This window comes from Corynebacterium sp. c25Ua_89 (assembly GCF_047459735.1).
Taxonomy (GTDB): Bacteria; Actinomycetota; Actinomycetes; order Mycobacteriales; family Mycobacteriaceae; genus Corynebacterium; species Corynebacterium simulans.
Genome location: NZ_JASBOD010000001.1, coordinates 379,460 through 396,046, shown reverse-complemented (window position 1 = coordinate 396,046; position 16,587 = coordinate 379,460). Strand labels below are relative to the sequence as shown.

Here is a 16,587-nt window from a genome sequence, read left to right as displayed (position 1 = left end):
AAACGCATGCACCGTGCATACGTTGCAAGGAAGTGTAGTTTATCCCTGCCAGCCTTGAGCGATTTTCTCGCTAAATTCTTTCGGTTGACCGAATTCGGGGCCGAGGGCCACTACCGGCCCGTTTTCGAGACCGATAACCATGGCCGCGCCCACCTTGGTTGCCGTGGGATCTGGGTCCGGCATCATCAGAATGGTTCCGCCATATGCGTTGGCGTTGGCAACATTGACCAGCGGAGTCTGCACCGTGGCAACGATGTTCGGCGCCATCTGCCCGTCCCTGCGGGTCTGGCCAGGAATAGCCGGCATCTTCTCGTGGGTTATCTCCTGCGGCAGCGGCTGCCATGCCGCCTTCAGCTCGAAGCGGTCGTTTGCATCCAGCCTCGCTACTTCCTCGACCATGCGTGCAGGATCCGCGATCACCTTCGAGGTAAATGAATAGGCTGTGTATTCTCCCAGCGCCTTAGTGTTTCCCGGGTCATGAACAAATTGATGTTCGTGCTCATGGCCCGGATGGAAAGTATCGGCGAAGGGAACACCTCCCACCGTAACCACGAGGCCCGCACCGATGTCATCGACCAAGCGCAGAATCTCACTGCGGTTGGAATCGTCGTAGACCACCATCGGCGCACGTTGCGCGATAGCAATTGATGCCGCGCGCAGTTTTGCCGCGTCGGAATTTTCCGCCACGAACAAGGTATGCGACTTATTAAAGAAAAGCCGCGCTGATTCGATGCCCCATTCGTCCTGGACCACCGTCACTTTATCGACGAACTTCGGGTCGATGAGCCGGTTCGTGTTCTCCGCATGAGCGCGGGTTAGATCGATGTCCTCTTCAGCCATTCCCGCCAACGCAGGCGTGACAAGCTTTTCCCCACGCCCGATGTCAGAGCATGCATAAAGCGTGGGAAGCATAAGCGCGGTTAACGACGCCGCGAGGACCTTCTTAACGCCCAAAAGCTCGCGGGCCTTCCTCACCGCCAGAGAGGTTGGCTTCATCAACGTCGCGGATTACCTCCTTGTCGAGCGCATATTCAACGATGCCGACGAAGCGTTCACGTCGATCCACGAAGAATTGCTCGGCCTTGGTCGAACGGAAAAGGTCGATGTTGAGCTCGTGCGAGGAAAGTACGGCGTCGAACTCGGCATCTTCCATTATCGACTTGGACTGTACACGCGGCAGGTAGCGCTCCGGCGCATAGCCATCCAGAACCACCTCGGTGCGCTTGCCCATCGGCGTGCGGTTCAAAACGGAGTTGGCAAGAACGTCACTGATGCCATGGCGCTTGCACCAGTTCAGCGGGAAGACCGGATAAAAGCCCGGCTTCAGCTCCTCGAAAGTCTTGCGGCTAAATTCGGTACCCGTGCGCCAATCGCGTGCACCGCGAGCCATGAGCAGTGCATAGAGACCATGCCAAACTCCGTCGTGCTCGCCCACCGAAAGCAGGCGGGACTCGCGGAAGGAAGCATCTTTCACGGTCTTCGGCATCTCCTCGGTATCGCCAGCAACCCAGGCGGTGACCTCGTCGACGTCGCGTGCCGCGCGCAGCATAACTGCTGAAGAGCCATAAAGCTCACCAAATACGCCACTCCAGAACCAACGGTTTAAACGGTCCCAGGACTTCTTATCCGCCAAGACGCCACGACGACCGGCCAAGCGAGCCAGAATTACGGCCAACGGAATGATCTGCTCGTTATAAGGCACCTGCTCCAGGCTCAAGATGCAGCGATCCGCCAAGAACTCTGCGACCTCGCGGAAGGTGATCCGCAATGTCGCCGAGGCATTCTTATACTCGTCCAGTGACAGCTGCAGGATATCCTCACGCTGCCCGCCGGCTGCTCCCTTCTGCCCGGAAACATATAGCGAGACCGCAGAAAGGAACTCTGTGCGCCCGATTCCGTCAAGCGCCGCGCACTTGCGCAGATCGGCCTCGACCAGCGCCCAATCATCCGCCAAATGGAACTTTGGATCCTCAGAGGCAAAGACTGCGGTGAGCAAATCGAATACGTCCATCTGTAGGCCAGCGGAGTTTGCCTGCGCAAAGATTGAGCCGATGCCCGCCTGCGCAGTCTCGCGGGAAAGACGAATCATCGGAACGTTATAGCCAGAAAGCGGACGCAGGATGCGGTTGTTAAAGGCCGCGACAACCTCCCGGTTGACGCCGTCGCCGACTGCAGCCAGCTCGAAGAGCATGCTGGTGCCCTCTTCGCTCAGCAACGCCGATACCGGAATACAGCAAGCACCTAGCGCAGATTCACGGTCCACGATGGTGCCATCGATAGCCGGCGCAAAGTGGGAGCAAACCTCACCGCGCTCATCGACGGCGAAGACCGCTTCATCCGGCATAACTTCATGCGAGATGGCCTTGCGCAAGTCCAGATAGAAGGTGCGGGTGACCTTCTTCGAACGGAAGTCGGTAGTGGCAACCGAGCCGTTGCCGCGGAAGCAATGATAGAGCGTGGTCAGACGCTGTTGACCATCCAACAATAAAAGTCCCGGGTTGACGCCGGTATCGGGAGCGCCCGCAAGCGCCCGGGGCTGGAAGCGCATGGGTTCGTTGCGCGTATCCAGCGCCATGAGCGCGCCTATGGGATATCCACGCAACACCGTGACGATGAGGGAACGGATGCGATCCTCGTCCCAGGAATATGAGCGCTGAAAGTCAGGAAGCTGAATATCGCCGCGGTCAATGCGTGCGAAGAGGTCGTTGAGGTCGTAGCTTGGCGTCGTAAAACCCATAACTTCGACAGTACCCTCGCTCACACGGCATTGCCCGTCCAGAAATATATCTCACATATTCGCAATCATTCAGACATCAAAGCCACACCGATGGCGTTCTAGAACCCGCTCTGCGCCGGCGTCTGCACCCAGCTCATGAGCTCACGCAGCTTCGTGCCGGTCTCCTCCACCGGGTGCTGGGCAACCTTGGCACGCATATCTTCCAGTTCCTTGTTGCCACCTTCAACGTTCGCGACCAAGCGTCGCACAAAGGTGCCGTTCTGAATGTCAGTCAGCACACCCTTCATGCGCGCCTTCACGGAAGCGTCGATGATGCGAGGACCCGCCAGGTAACCGCCAAACTCAGCCGTATCAGAAATGGAGTGATTCATGGCGCTCAGGCCGCCTTCGTAAATGAGGTCCACGATGAGCTTGATCTCGTGCAGGACTTCAAAATAAGCCATTTCCGGCTCGTAGCCCGCCTCGGTCAACGTCTCGAAGCCATACATGATTAACTGCTCGAGGGAGCCACAAAGAACCGCCTGCTCGCCGAAGAGATCGGTTTCGGTCTCGGCCTTAAACGTCGTTGGAATGACGCCGGCACGAGCACCGCCAATAGCTGCAGCGTAGGAAAGCGTCAGATCGCGGCCTTCCCCACGCGGATCCTGCTGGGTTGCAGTCAAGCAAGGCACGCCCTTGCCGTCGATAAACTGGCGGCGCACCAGATGGCCCGGCCCCTTCGGCGCAACCATGCCGACCGTGATGGACTCATCCGGCTTGATGAGACCGAAGTGAATATTGAGTCCGTGACCGAAGAAGATCGCGTTGCCAGGCTCCAGGTTGGGTGCAATATCCTCGGCAAAAATCTGCGCTTGCGAGGTATCCGGAGCAAGCAGCATGACGATGTCGGCCCACCTAGCAGCCTCAGCGTTGCTCATGACCTGGAAGCCAGCTTCTTCCGCCTGCACTCGGGATGCGGACTCCTCGCGCAGGCCGATAACAACCTCCACGCCGGAGTCGCGCAGGTTCTGCGCATGCGCATGGCCTTGAGAGCCATAACCAATGACGGCAACTTTTCGATTCTGGATAATGGACAGGTCAGCGTCGGCTTCGTAAAAAGTCTCGATTGCCATTTCTTTAATTCCTTACTGTGTCAATGGTGGGTGTGGAACCTAAGTCCACTTGTACCACACTGTGAGATTGAATGTTCGTGTTGTGAGATTCTTATTTGGAGGGGGCCAGCGTCTTAGGCCCACGCCCCAGCGCCACGTGGCCAGACTGCGCTAGTTCCCGGATACCGAACGGCTCCAAGACGTCGAGCAATGCTCGTAGCTTACCCGGCGTACCGGTTGCCTCGATGACAACTGACTCTTGCGCGACGTCGACTATGCGGGCCCTAAAAATATTCACTGCATCCACAACCTGCGGGCGGTTCGTGTTGTCAGCATTGACCTTCACCAGCATGATCGCGCGGGCGATGCTTGCCTCTTCTTCCAGCTCCACCACCTTGAGAACCGGCACGATCTTATTCAGCTGCTTGGTCACCTGCTCGATAACGACGTCGCAGGCATCGACCACGATGGTAAGCCGGTTAATCCCCTCCACTTCGGTGCGCGCCGAGACGAGGGAAACTAAGCTGTAGCCGCGCCTCGTGAACATACCGGTCACGCGCGAGACTATTCCCTCAATGTCCTGGACCAATACCGACAGGGTATGGCGAGTAACTTCATTCGTTGCTACCTGACTCACTTTTCTTCCCCGGCTTTCTCAAACAATGGGCGCAGACCCCGCGCGTATTCAATTTGTTCATTGGAAGCGCCACCGCCAATCATGGGCCACACTTGTGCATCGTGCCCCACGATGAAGTCGATAACCACCGGTCGGTCAGTTATCTCCCGCGCCCTGCGTATGGCAGGTGCCACCTCTTCCGGAGTGGTCACCCGAATCGCTTCGCATCCAAGAGCCTTGGCCAGTTGGACAAAGTCCGGCAGATACTCGTCAGGCTCGCGCAGCTTGGTGTGCGAGTAATTCCGGTCATAGAAAAGGGTCTGCCATTGGCGCACCATACCCAGGTTGCCGTTGTTGATGACGGCCACCTTAAATGGCAGCCCCTCGATGGCGGCAGTGACCAATTCCTGGTTGGTCATCTGAAAGCATCCATCACCATCAATTGCCCACACCTCTTTATCTGGACAGGCAGCCTTTGCCCCCAGCGCCGCGGGGACGGAATAGCCCATCGTTCCCGCGCCACCAGAATTCAGCCACGTACGTGGATGCTCAAAGTCAATAAACTGAGCCGACCACATCTGATGCTGACCAACTCCCGAGCAGTAAATGGCTTCAGGCCCAACAAGTTCGCTGAGTCGCTCAATCACATATTGCGGATTCATCAACCCATCCGGGGTCGGCTCGTAGCCACGCGGGAATTGCTCGCGCAGCCCCGCCAGATAACTCATCCACTCCCCAATCTCGGGCACGGCCAATTGATCGTCCCGAACGAAAGCCTTCCGCAACTGGATCAGCACCTCTTTGGCATCGCCAACGATGGGCACCTCGGCCGCACGAATCTTGCCTATTTCGGCTGGATCAATATCAGCGTGGATCACCTGCGCACGCGGAGCAAAGGTTGCCACTTCTCCCGTAACTCGATCATCAAAGCGCGCACCGACCGCTATCAGAAGATCCGCTCGTTGCAGGGCGGCAACCGCAGATACAGTTCCGTGCATACCGGGCATACCGAAAAATTGCGGGTGCGTAGACGGGAATGCTCCCAAGGCCATGAGGGTAGTAACCACGGGGATACCAGTAAGCTCCGCAAACTCCCTTAGCTCCTGCGCAGCATTGGCCTTGATTACACCACCGCCGACGTACAGCACCGGCGCCTTCGCCGAAGCAATCAGCTGGGCGGCCTGCGCAATCTGCCGCGGGTGTGGAATGATGTTGGGCTTGTATCCTGGCAGATCAATTTCCGGCGGAAACTTGTACGCCACCCGCGCATTTTGCACGTCCTTAGGGATATCAACCAGCACCGGACCAGGCCGGCCTGTGGACGCCAAATGAAAGGCCGCAGCAATGGCAGTGGGGATCTCCTGCGGATCGGTGACGATGAAGTTGTGCTTGGTAATCGGCATCGTCACGCCCCTGATATCCGCTTCCTGAAAGGCGTCGGTGCCAAGGAGCCCAGTGCCCACCTGCCCCGTAATGGCCACCACCGGCACGGAGTCAAGGTTGGCGTCGGCAAGCGGCGTCACCAAGTTAGTCGCCCCAGGGCCAGACGTTGCAATCATGACGCCCACCTTCCCTGAAGCTTGTGCATATCCCTCAGCGGCATGACCCGCGCCCTGTTCATGACGCGTGAGCACGTGCCGCAGCTTCGCAGAGCGGTTCAGCGCATCGTAGAGTGGCAGAACTGCGCCGCCTGGGATACCAAAAACGATCTCAGTACCAAGATCCTCTAGGGTCCGAACAATGGCCTCAGCGCCACTTAGCGTTTCCGGCTTCCCCTGCATTGCAGAAGCTACCGTTGCCGGTGTCGGCATTTTTGTAGTCGCCACTTCTAAAGCGCTCCTTTTACTTGGTCTCGGTATCTACTTTGCGTTTTCTCCCCAATGGGTGGCGAGGAGTCCTTAAGCTTTCGGCGCCCAGGGTGCGGCGACGAGGCTTTCAAGCTGACCAGAAATAACAAAAGCCCCCGTTCCAACTACCTGGTAGCTAGTTGACGAGGGCGTTTGCTTTTCGACGTCGCTAAAGAAGTTGCTCGGCGACTCGATGCGGCAAACGCCGCGCCGGTACTACTAGCTGAAGTCGAATAATGATCATGGCAATTACTATACACATACAGGTATCAAAAATTTGGCGAATACCCCCATTTTTGGGATGCGCTTCCCATAAAATGGGATTGTCTTGGTGAGGCGGTTTACACAGCACTGTCTGTGTGAATTAGCATAGGCAGCTATGACGCCATCTCACCCACGGAAAGCTGACTCCGCATCTACCGCGGACGCCCAGGCCACCCACGCCCAGGCAAAGGTATTCACACCCGCCCGCGACCACATCTTAGGAATTATCTTCCTCTCCGCCATCGCTTTGCTCAGCATCGGTTGGGCCCCAAAATACCTGGGATGGCTGCTCATCATCCCCATCCTCGGAATCTGGTGGGTTCTCAAGTCTCGCACCCGCGTGAGCGAAAAAGGCATCGCCATTAGCTACGCGTTCAAAGGCTCCAAGACCATCCCTTGGGAAGAGTTCTCTGGTATCGGCTTCCAGCGTGCACACGCCTTTGCGCGCACGAAGTCGGGTAAGCAGTACTCCCTTCCCGGCATCACCTTCAATTCTCTACCTGAGCTCTCTAAGGCCTCGCGTGGCCGCATTCCCGACGCCCTGACTGCCGGGCGCGAGGCGGCCGACGAGAAAGTCGTGGTGGTCCACCGCGACGGCCAACAAGTCTTGATGAGCAAAGAAGAGTACGCCCGCCATCTAGCAAAGCACCCGGAGCTCAGGAAAGACGCTGGTCGCACTAAGAAGTAAGGATGACCCACTCCCCATGTATCCGCTGCGCTCTAAAGTTACAACCGTAGGCAGGCAAGCCTCTGGCGCCAGAGCGCTCTGGCGCGCAACCGGCACCCAAGAACATGAGTTCGGCAAACCCATCGTGGCGATCGCAAACTCCTATACACAGTTTGTGCCCGGGCACGTCCACCTTAAAAATGTCGGCGATATCGTAGCGGATGCAATCCGCGCCGCTGGTGGCGTGCCCAAGGAATTCAACACGATCGCGGTCGATGACGGCATCGCCATGGGCCACGGAGGCATGCTCTACTCCCTACCTTCGCGCGAGATCATCTCCGATTCCATCGAGTACATGGCCAACGCACATACTGCCGACGCCTTGGTGTGCATCTCCAATTGCGACAAAATCACCCCGGGCATGCTCAATGCCGCGCTTCGTCTCAATATCCCCACCATCTTCGTCTCCGGTGGCCCCATGGAGGCAGGCAAAGCAGTCGTCGTCGATGGCATTGCGCACGCACCGACGGATCTCATTACCGCCATCACCGCCTCGGCATCCGAGGCAGTTTCAGACTCCGACCTACGCACCATCGAGGAATCCGCGTGCCCGACGTGTGGCTCATGCTCTGGCATGTTCACCGCCAACTCGATGAATTGCCTTACCGAGGCTTTAGGTCTAGCGCTGCCCGGAAATGGCACCACTCTGGCAACCCACACCGCGCGCAAAGAGCTTTTCACAAAGGCAGGCACCACCATCGTCGACATGTGTCGCCGTTACTACGGTGAAGAGGACGATTCCGTACTGCCGCGCGCCATCGCAACGAAGGAAGCCTTCAGCAACGCCATGGCATTGGACATGGCGATGGGCGGGTCCACCAACACCATCCTCCACACCTTGGCCGCAGCGCAGGAGGGCGAGGTGGACTTCACTTTGGAGGACATCAACGAGATCTCCTACCGCGTACCGTGCCTATCAAAGGTGGCGCCCAACGGCACCTACCACATCGAGGACGTCCACCGTGCCGGCGGCATCCCCGCCATCCTTGGTGAGCTGCGTCGCGCTGGCCACCTCAGCCTGAAGGTGCACACCGCGCTCTACGACAACGCTGAACAGTGGTTGGACGACTGGGACATCCGTAACGACAAGGCTCTGGACAAGGCCCGCGAGCTCTTCTACGCCGCACCGGGTGGCGTGCGCACCACCGAACCTTTCTCCCAATCCAACCGCTGGGAGTCGCTGGATACCGACCAAGCCAATGGCTGCATCCATGATGCAGAGCACGCTTACTCCTCCGACGGTGGCCTCGTGGTCCTGCGCGGCAACCTCGCTCCGAATGGCGCCATCGTTAAGGCAGCGGGTGTCGAGGAAGAACTGTGGAAGTTCTCCGGCCCGGCCCGCGTGGTGGAGTCCCAAGAAGAAGCCGTCTCTATCATCCTGCGCCGCGAGATCAAGGCTGGCGATGTCATCGTCATCCGCTACGAAGGCCCCTCCGGTGGCCCCGGCATGCAGGAGATGCTGCACCCGACGTCCTTCCTCAAGGGCTCGGGTCTCGGCAAGGCATGCGCGCTGATTACCGACGGTCGTTTTTCTGGCGGCACCTCCGGACTCTCCATCGGACACATCTCCCCGGAGGCCGCGCACGGTGGACTCATCGGCTTGGTCGAAGATGGCGATCAGATTTCCATCGACATCCACGCGCGCAAGCTCACCCTGGACATTGATGAGGCAGAAATTGAGCGCCGTCGCCAAGCGCAGCTGTCCCGCGAAAAGCCCTGGACGCCTATCTCCCGCAATCGCCCCGTCACCAAGGCACTGCGCGCCTACGCGGCGATGGCCACCTCGGCCGACCGCGGCGCAGTCCGCGTGGTCGATGGACACGTGAATTAGCCCAAATCATCACACTAACTTCGCCCATGCGCCACGTCCTACGCAGCGCATGGGCGAAAGTGTCCTATTGTTGATTCCGATGAAATCCGCGAATACTACGACTGCATCGGCGGCCAAATGGGCGCTGACCCTCTTCGGACTAATTGCCGGAACCATTGGAATGGTCAAGCACACGCGTATGACCGACTTCCCCATCGACATGGTGATCTACCGCGAAGGCGTCAAGGCATACATCGAGGGACGTTCGCTCTACTCCGAGCCAATGATGGCCGGTGACATTGCGCTGCCTTTTATCTACCCACCTTTCGGCGCGCTCGCGATGGTCCCGCTTACTGCGCCCGACTGGATCACCCACGATCTAGCCGGCGACATCATGAACATCCTGTCAGACCTGCTGCTTCTGGTCTGCCTCTATTTTGTATTCCGCGCGATTTTAAAGCGTCAAGACCTGTTACTTCCCGTCGTTGCGCTGTGTTGGGCGGCTACCCTGGCCTTTGAGCCGATTCGCCTCAACAATGGCTTTGCCCAGGTCAACATCGTGGTGATGGCATTGGTCGTCCTCGATCTGGTACCGCGCAAGCGTTTTCTGCCGCAGGGCATCCTCATCGGCTTGGCTGCCGCCATCAAGATTACTCCGCTGGCGATGCTCCTTTATTTCTTGCTGCGCAAAGAACTGAAGCCGATCTTCGTTGCGATCGGCACAGCAACCGCGGCCACCCTCATCGCCGGCGCAGTACGCTGGCAGGCCTTCGAGGAGTTTTTCACCTCCAAGCTGCTCGACATGGGCTCTGGCGCGGATTTCGGCGTGGCCACGGATTATCAGTCCAATAGCTCGCTCAAGGCGGTGGTCCAGCGCCTTTATACCTCCACGGAGGCAATGGAAAACAACAGCACCCTGATCAACCTCATCTGGTTGGTCGGCTCCCTCGCGGTGGTTGTGATTGGCGCACGCCTTATCCTGGCGCTTATAAAACGCAACATGCTTGTCGACGCCCAGTTGGTCACCGCCCTCGTCATGCTGCTGATTTCCCCCGTCTCGTGGTCACACCACTGGGTCTGGCTGGCGCTTATCGTCCCGGTCTTTACCTACCGCGCATGGACTTGGCGCAACCACACCTGGGTTGCGGGCTTTCTCCTCGCGGTAATGACGGCGTGGATCGCCATGGTTGTATCCGTCCCACCGAAGTGGTGGTTCGGCGATTCCATCGACGTTCACAGCCAGCCCTACTATCAGAAGTTCTTGATCGACGACTTCGTCTGGCTCACCTTCATGGCCGTAGCACTCTTTGCCTACTGCCTGCGCTACGTTGCGGCCTCGCCTGCCATCTCGCGCAGAGCCGCCAAATGATTTGCAAAGGCCTCGCGGCCTTCGGTAGTCAGCATCACCCACACGGTGTCCTTCGACCGCGAGGAACCATATTCTCTAAAGCGGCTGACCAACCCTGCCTCCTCTAGCGTATTCAACTGCTTGGACAGCGTGGCGTCGGAAAGCCCCGTCTCATCACGCAGCGAGGAAAAGCGCATCTCGATGCGCATCGTGGCATCCGCCGCGCCATAAGCATTGAGCGTGGCGCAAATCTTGAAGCGGTTAATCGGGTGAATAACGGGGTTAAGCTCAGGCATTGCCCACTGCTCGCTTCTGCAGATCAAGCGCATCGCTTTGCAGTGCCCAAAAGGCTCCGCACGCCCAGACCGCGGCCACAACGACCACCGCAACGACATTGCCCTTAATAAACGGGTTGAAAAGAATCGGGCTTAGCATAATGAACATGCCCAACCAATAGCGCTTGTCCGCCTTGGGCTGGTTAAAGGGATCTTGGCGCAGAGCGGGGCGCGTCTTCTTTTTACGCTCCACAACAATCGCAATGGCGCATATTACAACCCAAAAGACCACTAAAAAGGCTGTCGAGGGCGCTCCTTTGGGGAGAAGATTCATCGCGACGATCGAACTGGCTCCAAAAATCGCAATCAGAAAATAGAGAAAAGTTTGTTTGCGGCTCGCCCGCTCGTTTATCTGCGCTTCGAAGTTCAATGCTTCGAGCACATCATCCGAGGTCTGTTTGTTTTCCATATAAGAAACTATGACACTTTCCATTATGGAAATCAAGGGGATCTAAAAAATCCGCCAGCCCAATGCGAGCCAGCGGATTCCTAAACTAAAGAGCGATTTAGGCCAGTGGATTAACAGCGGCGCCGAACCACCACAGCGCTACCAGCACGGCGATACCGATGACCACGAAGATCCACGAGGTAGCCAGTGGGCGGCGCGCCCAAGAACGCTTTGCGTCGAAGGAGATAAAGCCCGGGCCAGTAAACTGCAGAGCCACCGCAATAACGAACAGCACCAGCGACAGCCAGACGGAATCCGGCCAGTTGAAGATGTCTAGGCCAGCGCCGGAGGAAGCCAGCTCGTGCAGCGCCATAAAGCCAGTAACGACGAGGCCAATCATTGCAGCAAAAGGAGTCACTAGGCCGAGCAGCAAGAAGGCGCCAGCGATAAGCTGCATCGTCGGAACCGCGATAGCCAGCGGGGATGCGAAAGCGTAATCAGCAAAATCCGCTTCCAGGCCGGAAAGCCCCTCGCCGCCACCGAGCTTGAAGAAGGTGGTTGCACCGGCGATAAGCAAGTAAGCGCTCAGCGCGATACGCACGAAGAGCAGACCAAAGTCAATGGTTCCGCGGCGCCCATACTCGCGGTAGCCATCACGGCGCACCTGCTCGTCTTCGTTGGTCTCGACAGCAGCCTCACCGACCGCTTCTTCATCCTCATCGAGGTCAGCCGCACTAACCGGCATCGCAGTGGTAGCAAAGTCCTCGTCATCGTAGGCAGGCTCTGGCACCTTTTCTACCTTCTCCACCTTCTCCGTCTTTGGGTCCTCCGCACGCGGCGTCTCAAACTGCCGGGTTTCAGTAGCCTCTTCCTCCTCAAGGGCCGCCTCTGGCACAGTCTGCGCGTTCGGCTTAATCTCCTGCGGCTCAGCGCGGCCGGCACGTTTGAACAAGCGGGACCGGGTGGGCTCTTCTTCAGCCTTCGCGTCTGCGTTATAGGTCGGGATATCGAGATCGTCTTCGAAGCTCGTTGCTTTATCGGGCACGTTCTTATCGCTCATACTTCAAACTTAGGGCAGCACCCAGCGCAAATGTTGCACATCACACGGCGCGGCGCGGGCTAGCCATAGATTTTTATCGCCGTCTTGGCCACTTCCATTTAAGGATGTACCATCGAGAAATAGACTTTGTTGACACGTATACAAAACTTAGCAGACCACTGGAGGGCCACTCGAAATGAGCACCAATTCAAAAGCCGACTGGGCCGGCGACGCTAAAAATGCCTCACCCGACGGCGAATTTATCCGCGATACCAACTACATCGAAGACAGGATCTCCGGCCGGGTTAGCGAGGTAACCGCCCAAGAAAACGGCACCTTCCACTGGCCATTAGAGTCCGGACGATACCGCCTGATTGCCGCTCGCGCCTGCCCATGGGCACACCGCGCCGTCATTACCCGCCGCCTCATGGGGCTCGAGGATGCCATCTCCCTAGGCCTGGCCGGCCCCACCCATGACATCCGCTCCTGGACCTTCGACCTTGATCCGGGCGAAGTAGATCCGGTCCTCGGCATCGCGCGCCTTCAGGAGGCATACTTCAACCGCTACCCCGACTACCCACGTGGAATCACGGTCCCTGCGCTCGTCGAAGAGTCAACGAAGCGAGTGGTCACCAATGACTATTCTTCCATGGTGCGCGACTTCATCAAGGAGTGGACGCCATTCCAGCGCGCCGGTGCGCCGAATCTTTACCCTGACGAGCACGCTGCCGAAATTGAAGAGCTAAACGACTATATCTTCCACAACATCAACAACGGCGTGTACCGTTGCGGTTTCGCCGGCTCCCAGGATGCCTACGAAAAGGCATACGCAGACCTCTGGGAGGCGCTCGATTGGGTTGAAAAGCGCTTGGGCACCCAGCGCTACATGGTCGCAGACCACATCACCGAGACCGATATCCGCCTTTTCGTCACGCTGATCCGATTTGATCCCGTCTACTACTCCCATTTCAAGTGCTCGCGGGCGAAGACGGCGGAAATGCCCAACATCCGCGGCTACCTGCAAGAGCTCTTCCAGCTTCCGGGCTTCGGTGATACCACCGACTTCACCGAGATCAAGCAGCACTATTTCATGGTCCACACCGAGATCAACCCCACGAAGATTGTCCCGATTGGCCCCAATATGGACTGGCTCATGCAGCCACATGACCGCGAGCGCTTTGGCGGTCAGCCTTTTGCTGCAGGCACCCAGCTTCCAGGACCACTCCCTGCTGGCGAGGAGATTAAGAATCCTGAGCCCTTCCAGCAGGCACTTGCCGCAAAACACTAGAGGCAGCAATCACTGTCTCGGTGAGATGCTCGAGCATTTCTGACTCCAGGCGCCAGCGCTGCCAGTAGAGATCGATGTCCATCGGCTTATCATCTAAGACCTTAAGCTCCCCGGCGTCGATAAGCGGCCGCGCCTGCAGCTCACTGACTAGGCCCCACCCCAAGCCGTAACGCACAGCGTCGAGATAGCCCTCGGAAGAAGGAATCTGTGAGACCCGCGCGCGGATGACATGCGAATCAATAAATCGCTCCCGCATCGCATCGTCCAAAATCTGATCGTTGGGGCCAAATCCCACCAGCGGCATTGTCTCCCATGACTCAAACCCTTCAGCCAGGCTCGGGGCCGCCACCGCGAAATAGCGCAGCGAGCCCAAGTAGGTCGACTCGCAGCCAGAGACCGGCGCATGCTCACGGGTGATCGCGCCCAGCACGTCGCCGCGATGCAGCATGGCCAGGCTGCGCGCTTCATCTTCAATGCGGATGCGCAGCGCCACCTCTCCGCGCTTGGCGACGTCGCGCACCACCTGCTTGAACCACGTGGCCAAGGAATCTGAATTGACCGCTACGGTAAGCGGTACGCGAGCCAGCCGGGCCTGCAGACGGGCGTCTGTCTCCGCCTGCAACAACGCCATGCGCCGGGCCGACTGCAGCAAAATCTCCCCCGCCTCGGTTGCCGTAACAGGCGTGGAGCGATGCAGAAGAATGCGGCCCGTCTTCTGCTCAAGCGCCTTGATGCGCTGACTAACCGCCGAAGGGGTGATTCCCAACACTGCGGCCGCAACTTCAAAGCTGCCCTCTTCTAAAATCACCAGCAAAGTTTCCAAATGCACCGGGTTCATGAAGCTATTCTAAACCAGCTTTAGAATCATTAACTAGACTTCAAAGCACTGCTCAGGCACACTAAATCTCATGTCAATTCTGCTCGCAGGCTTCCTTCTCGGCCTATCTCTGATCATCGCCATTGGCCCCCAAAATGCGTACATCATCAAGATGGGTGTCAAACGCGATCACATTGGCGCCATCATCCTCGCCTGCTTGCTTAGCGACGTCATCCTGATCAATGCCGGTGTCGGCGGCATGGGCGTCCTCGTGGAGAAGTTCCCTACCGGCCTAGTCATCATGAAGTACCTAGGTGCGGCCTACCTGCTTTACTTTGGCTTTAGCTGCTTCCGCGATGCCTTCAAGAAGGAACAAGAGGCACTCGTCGTCGAAAACACTCAGCCCACGGTACAGCCACAGCCAGTCCACGGCTCTACTGCCGTCATAACCGCGCCCCGCCTTAAGTCACGCATCTGGCTAAAGCCCGTTATGGGAGCGATGGCACTGACCTGGCTCAACCCCCTGGCATACGTTGACGTATTGGTCATGCTTGGCGGCATTGCACAGCAATATGGCCAGCAGCGCTGGCTTTTTGCCGCCGGCGCGCTGCTGGCCAGTGCCGTGTGGTTCCCCACCCTGGGCTATGGAGCATTCAAGCTTTCGCCTGTGCTTGCAAAGCCCACCACATGGCGTTATGTGAACTTCGCTATCGGTTGCGTGATGATGATTCTGACAGCGAAACTACTTCTTCATTAGCGAGTATTTTTACTTGCTGTTTGGCGTGAAAGGCTTGGCCTCACCAGATTCGGCAGGAAGCTCCTCGTCCTCTTCTGGGTCACCGGTAGCGCCGGTTTCCTCAATCCACGCCTTGATTTCTTCTTCAGAACGGTCAGTCTCGACTGCATCGCGCTCGGTGTAGTAGGTCGCTTCGTTGCGGTTTTCTTCCCACTCGTCCTTATTGAAGTCGACCTCCTCGTCACCGTCCAGGCTCTCTGCGACTTCGGTCGCGAGATCCTCGTACAGTGCCTCGTCCTCCATGTTGGAGTCAACGATGTGTTGGCCGATTTCGTCATCGTAACGAGCAGCGTCGTATTCCTTATCTGGGTGCAGCTTCAGGTGCATCAGGGCGCGGATGCGCTCGCGGCGCATGCCCTCATCCTTGATCTGGCCCAGGGAACGCAGCCACGCGACAGCCAAGATGACCACCAGAATGAAGCCAATATAGCCCAGAACCGGGTAAACATACTGCATCAAGGTCTTAAAGCCGGCGAAAGAAACCGCAAAGCCTGCCAGGCAGCCCGCCAGGAAGATCGGGCGGTAACGGTCTTCATGGCCAGCGGACAGACGCTTACCCAGCGCGTAGAACATGCCGATAGCGGTATTGAAGATCATCAGGTAAATGATAATTGCCATGATGACGCCCAGTACTGGGTGGATGGAGTCAACCAAGGTCAGCATCGGAATATCAGAGTCACCGAGCATATCGGTGTTCATCAGCAGCGTAAAGCCTGCGATTCCCATCAGGACCGCATAGAGAGAGCCGCCGACAACGCCGCCCCAGCCTGCTTCGCGCGGGCTGATGTTATCGCCACCGATAACCAGGGACATGGACACCGCGAGAATCAGAGCTAGGCCGTTGTAGTTGAGCGCTGAAACCAACCAGTTGGAGATCGGAGACTCGATCTCAGCAGAAGCTGCGATAGCGGCACCCGGATCAGCGGGCATGTTCATCAACGTGTAGATGCCGACTCCCAAAACCGCGATGATGATGGTTGGCGTGAGCATACCGATGACCTGCGAGACCTTGTTGACGTCAAGCATGCCCGCACCCATGACCATGACGAGCATGAGCAGTGAGCCCACCCAAGCCGGCCAGCCGAACTGCTGCTCTAGGTTGGAACCTGCGCCTGCCAACATCACGAAGCCGACCGCAAACAAGGTTAAGATAACGGCCACATCGAGGAACTTGGAAACGATTGGGTGGGTGACCTCACGGAATACCTGGTTGTGCTCTGAGGCATGGAAGTAGCTACCCAACTGCAGGAAGACCGTGCCGGCCAGCGTCATTACGATGCCAGCAACGATGATTCCCCACACGCCAGATAGGCCAAAGGACGTGAAGTACTGCACGACTTCCTGGCCGGTTGCAAAGCCGGCGCCGACGAGCAGTCCCACGAAGGACAAAGAAATGGACAGAATATTTTTGGTAGACACGTGTGTCTGATTGCCTTACTTATTAGACGATTTAATAGACGATAGCCTCGATCAAGAATACGCAA

At 57.7% G+C, this 16,587-nt stretch carries 15 protein-coding genes; 5 read left to right on the top strand and 10 right to left on the bottom strand.

Annotated elements, in window-relative coordinates; all coding sequences use genetic code 11:
- Positions 1–39 precede the first annotated feature (39 nt).
- From QKB66_RS01855 to QKB66_RS01835, 5 genes are all read right to left on the bottom strand, one after another.
- Positions 40–996 (bottom strand): hypothetical protein, encoded by a 957-nt coding sequence (locus QKB66_RS01855; RefSeq protein WP_414252564.1) that lies wholly within the window; start codon positions 994–996, stop codon positions 40–42.
- Positions 944–2,737, bottom strand: coding sequence for a DUF262 domain-containing protein (locus QKB66_RS01850; RefSeq protein WP_414252563.1), 1,794 nt, complete (start codon positions 2,735–2,737; stop codon positions 944–946). The genes QKB66_RS01855 and QKB66_RS01850 overlap by 53 nt, the downstream gene beginning before the upstream one ends.
- 98 nt (positions 2,738–2,835) lie before the next feature.
- Positions 2,836–3,849 (bottom strand): ketol-acid reductoisomerase, encoded by a 1,014-nt coding sequence (ilvC, locus tag QKB66_RS01845; protein ID WP_414252562.1) that lies wholly within the window; start codon positions 3,847–3,849, stop codon positions 2,836–2,838.
- Positions 3,850–3,940: 91 nt separating this feature from the next.
- On the bottom strand, positions 3,941–4,465 hold the full coding sequence (gene ilvN, locus QKB66_RS01840) for an acetolactate synthase small subunit (RefSeq protein WP_248090512.1): 525 nt from the start codon (positions 4,463–4,465) through the stop codon (positions 3,941–3,943).
- On the bottom strand, positions 4,462–6,255 hold the full coding sequence (locus tag QKB66_RS01835; RefSeq protein ID WP_248091269.1) for an acetolactate synthase large subunit: 1,794 nt from the start codon (positions 6,253–6,255) through the stop codon (positions 4,462–4,464). The genes ilvN and QKB66_RS01835 overlap by 4 nt, the downstream gene beginning before the upstream one ends.
- Before the next feature lie 415 nt (positions 6,256–6,670).
- Between QKB66_RS01835 and QKB66_RS01830 the strand changes: the two genes are divergently transcribed.
- The 3 genes from QKB66_RS01830 to QKB66_RS01820 all read left to right on the top strand — a co-directional run bounded on the left by QKB66_RS01830 (position 6,671) and on the right by QKB66_RS01820 (position 10,461).
- Positions 6,671–7,243 (top strand): PH domain-containing protein, encoded by a 573-nt coding sequence (locus QKB66_RS01830; RefSeq protein ID WP_248090515.1) that lies wholly within the window; start codon positions 6,671–6,673, stop codon positions 7,241–7,243.
- Positions 7,244–7,259: 16 nt separating this feature from the next.
- A complete protein-coding gene (gene ilvD, locus QKB66_RS01825) occupies positions 7,260–9,113 on the top strand; it encodes a dihydroxy-acid dehydratase (protein ID WP_248090517.1) in 1,854 nt (617 codons plus the stop codon).
- 79 nt (positions 9,114–9,192) lie between these two features.
- The gene (locus QKB66_RS01820) at positions 9,193–10,461 is read left to right on the top strand and encodes a glycosyltransferase family 87 protein (protein WP_414252561.1); all 1,269 of its coding nucleotides are present in this window, start codon (positions 9,193–9,195) and stop codon (positions 10,459–10,461) included.
- Here QKB66_RS01820 and QKB66_RS01815 read toward each other — a convergent pair.
- The 3 genes from QKB66_RS01815 to QKB66_RS01805 form a co-directional block, all read right to left on the bottom strand.
- Positions 10,416–10,736, bottom strand: coding sequence for a transcriptional regulator (locus QKB66_RS01815; RefSeq protein ID WP_414252560.1), 321 nt, complete (start codon positions 10,734–10,736; stop codon positions 10,416–10,418). The two genes, QKB66_RS01820 and QKB66_RS01815, sit on opposite strands and share 46 nt — an antisense overlap.
- Positions 10,729–11,184 (bottom strand): hypothetical protein, encoded by a 456-nt coding sequence (locus QKB66_RS01810; RefSeq protein WP_414252559.1) that lies wholly within the window; start codon positions 11,182–11,184, stop codon positions 10,729–10,731. The genes QKB66_RS01815 and QKB66_RS01810 overlap by 8 nt, the downstream gene beginning before the upstream one ends.
- A 97-nt stretch (positions 11,185–11,281) precedes the next feature.
- Positions 11,282–12,223 (bottom strand): DoxX family protein, encoded by a 942-nt coding sequence (locus tag QKB66_RS01805; protein ID WP_414252558.1) that lies wholly within the window; start codon positions 12,221–12,223, stop codon positions 11,282–11,284.
- Positions 12,224–12,398: 175 nt separating this feature from the next.
- Here QKB66_RS01805 and QKB66_RS01800 point away from each other — a divergent pair, with 175 nt between their 5' ends.
- Positions 12,399–13,490, top strand: coding sequence for a glutathione S-transferase family protein (locus tag QKB66_RS01800; protein ID WP_414252557.1), 1,092 nt, complete (start codon positions 12,399–12,401; stop codon positions 13,488–13,490).
- Here the strand turns inward: QKB66_RS01800 and QKB66_RS01795 are convergent.
- Positions 13,444–14,328 carry a LysR family transcriptional regulator ArgP gene (locus tag QKB66_RS01795; RefSeq protein ID WP_248090532.1) on the bottom strand — a complete coding sequence of 295 codons (885 nt, stop codon included), beginning with the start codon at positions 14,326–14,328 and terminating at the stop codon, positions 13,444–13,446. The genes QKB66_RS01800 and QKB66_RS01795 overlap by 47 nt on opposite strands.
- A gap of 70 nt (positions 14,329–14,398) precedes the next feature.
- Between QKB66_RS01795 and QKB66_RS01790 the strand changes: the two genes are divergently transcribed.
- Complete coding sequence (locus tag QKB66_RS01790) at positions 14,399–15,064, top strand: LysE/ArgO family amino acid transporter (protein ID WP_414252556.1); 666 nt, start codon at positions 14,399–14,401, stop codon at positions 15,062–15,064.
- Between the two features lie 9 nt (positions 15,065–15,073).
- Here QKB66_RS01790 and QKB66_RS01785 read toward each other — a convergent pair whose 3' ends face one another.
- Positions 15,074–16,522 carry a hypothetical protein gene (locus QKB66_RS01785; protein ID WP_248090537.1) on the bottom strand — a complete coding sequence of 483 codons (1,449 nt, stop codon included), beginning with the start codon at positions 16,520–16,522 and terminating at the stop codon, positions 15,074–15,076.
- Positions 16,523–16,587 lie beyond the last annotated feature (65 nt).

Bases quoted from the DNA above. Each gene is read 5' to 3' on its own strand.
- QKB66_RS01855 (WP_414252564.1), bottom strand. From the start codon at position 996: ATGAAGCCAACCTCTCTGGCGGTGAGGAAGGCCCGCGAGCTTTTGGGC.
- QKB66_RS01850 (WP_414252563.1), bottom strand. From the start codon at position 2,737: ATGGGTTTTACGACGCCAAGCTACGACCTCAACGACCTCTTCGCACGC.
- ilvC (WP_414252562.1), bottom strand. From the start codon at position 3,849: ATGGCAATCGAGACTTTTTACGAAGCCGACGCTGACCTGTCCATTATC.
- QKB66_RS01835 (WP_248091269.1), bottom strand. From the start codon at position 6,255: ATGCCGACACCGGCAACGGTAGCTTCTGCAATGCAGGGGAAGCCGGAA.
- QKB66_RS01830 (WP_248090515.1), top strand. From the start codon at position 6,671: ATGACGCCATCTCACCCACGGAAAGCTGACTCCGCATCTACCGCGGAC.
- ilvD (WP_248090517.1), top strand. From the start codon at position 7,260: ATGTATCCGCTGCGCTCTAAAGTTACAACCGTAGGCAGGCAAGCCTCT.
- QKB66_RS01820 (WP_414252561.1), top strand. From the start codon at position 9,193: ATGAAATCCGCGAATACTACGACTGCATCGGCGGCCAAATGGGCGCTG.
- QKB66_RS01815 (WP_414252560.1), bottom strand. From the start codon at position 10,736: ATGCCTGAGCTTAACCCCGTTATTCACCCGATTAACCGCTTCAAGATT.
- QKB66_RS01810 (WP_414252559.1), bottom strand. From the start codon at position 11,184: ATGGAAAACAAACAGACCTCGGATGATGTGCTCGAAGCATTGAACTTC.
- QKB66_RS01805 (WP_414252558.1), bottom strand. From the start codon at position 12,223: ATGAGCGATAAGAACGTGCCCGATAAAGCAACGAGCTTCGAAGACGAT.
- QKB66_RS01800 (WP_414252557.1), top strand. From the start codon at position 12,399: ATGAGCACCAATTCAAAAGCCGACTGGGCCGGCGACGCTAAAAATGCC.
- QKB66_RS01795 (WP_248090532.1), bottom strand. From the start codon at position 14,328: ATGAACCCGGTGCATTTGGAAACTTTGCTGGTGATTTTAGAAGAGGGC.
- QKB66_RS01790 (WP_414252556.1), top strand. From the start codon at position 14,399: ATGTCAATTCTGCTCGCAGGCTTCCTTCTCGGCCTATCTCTGATCATC.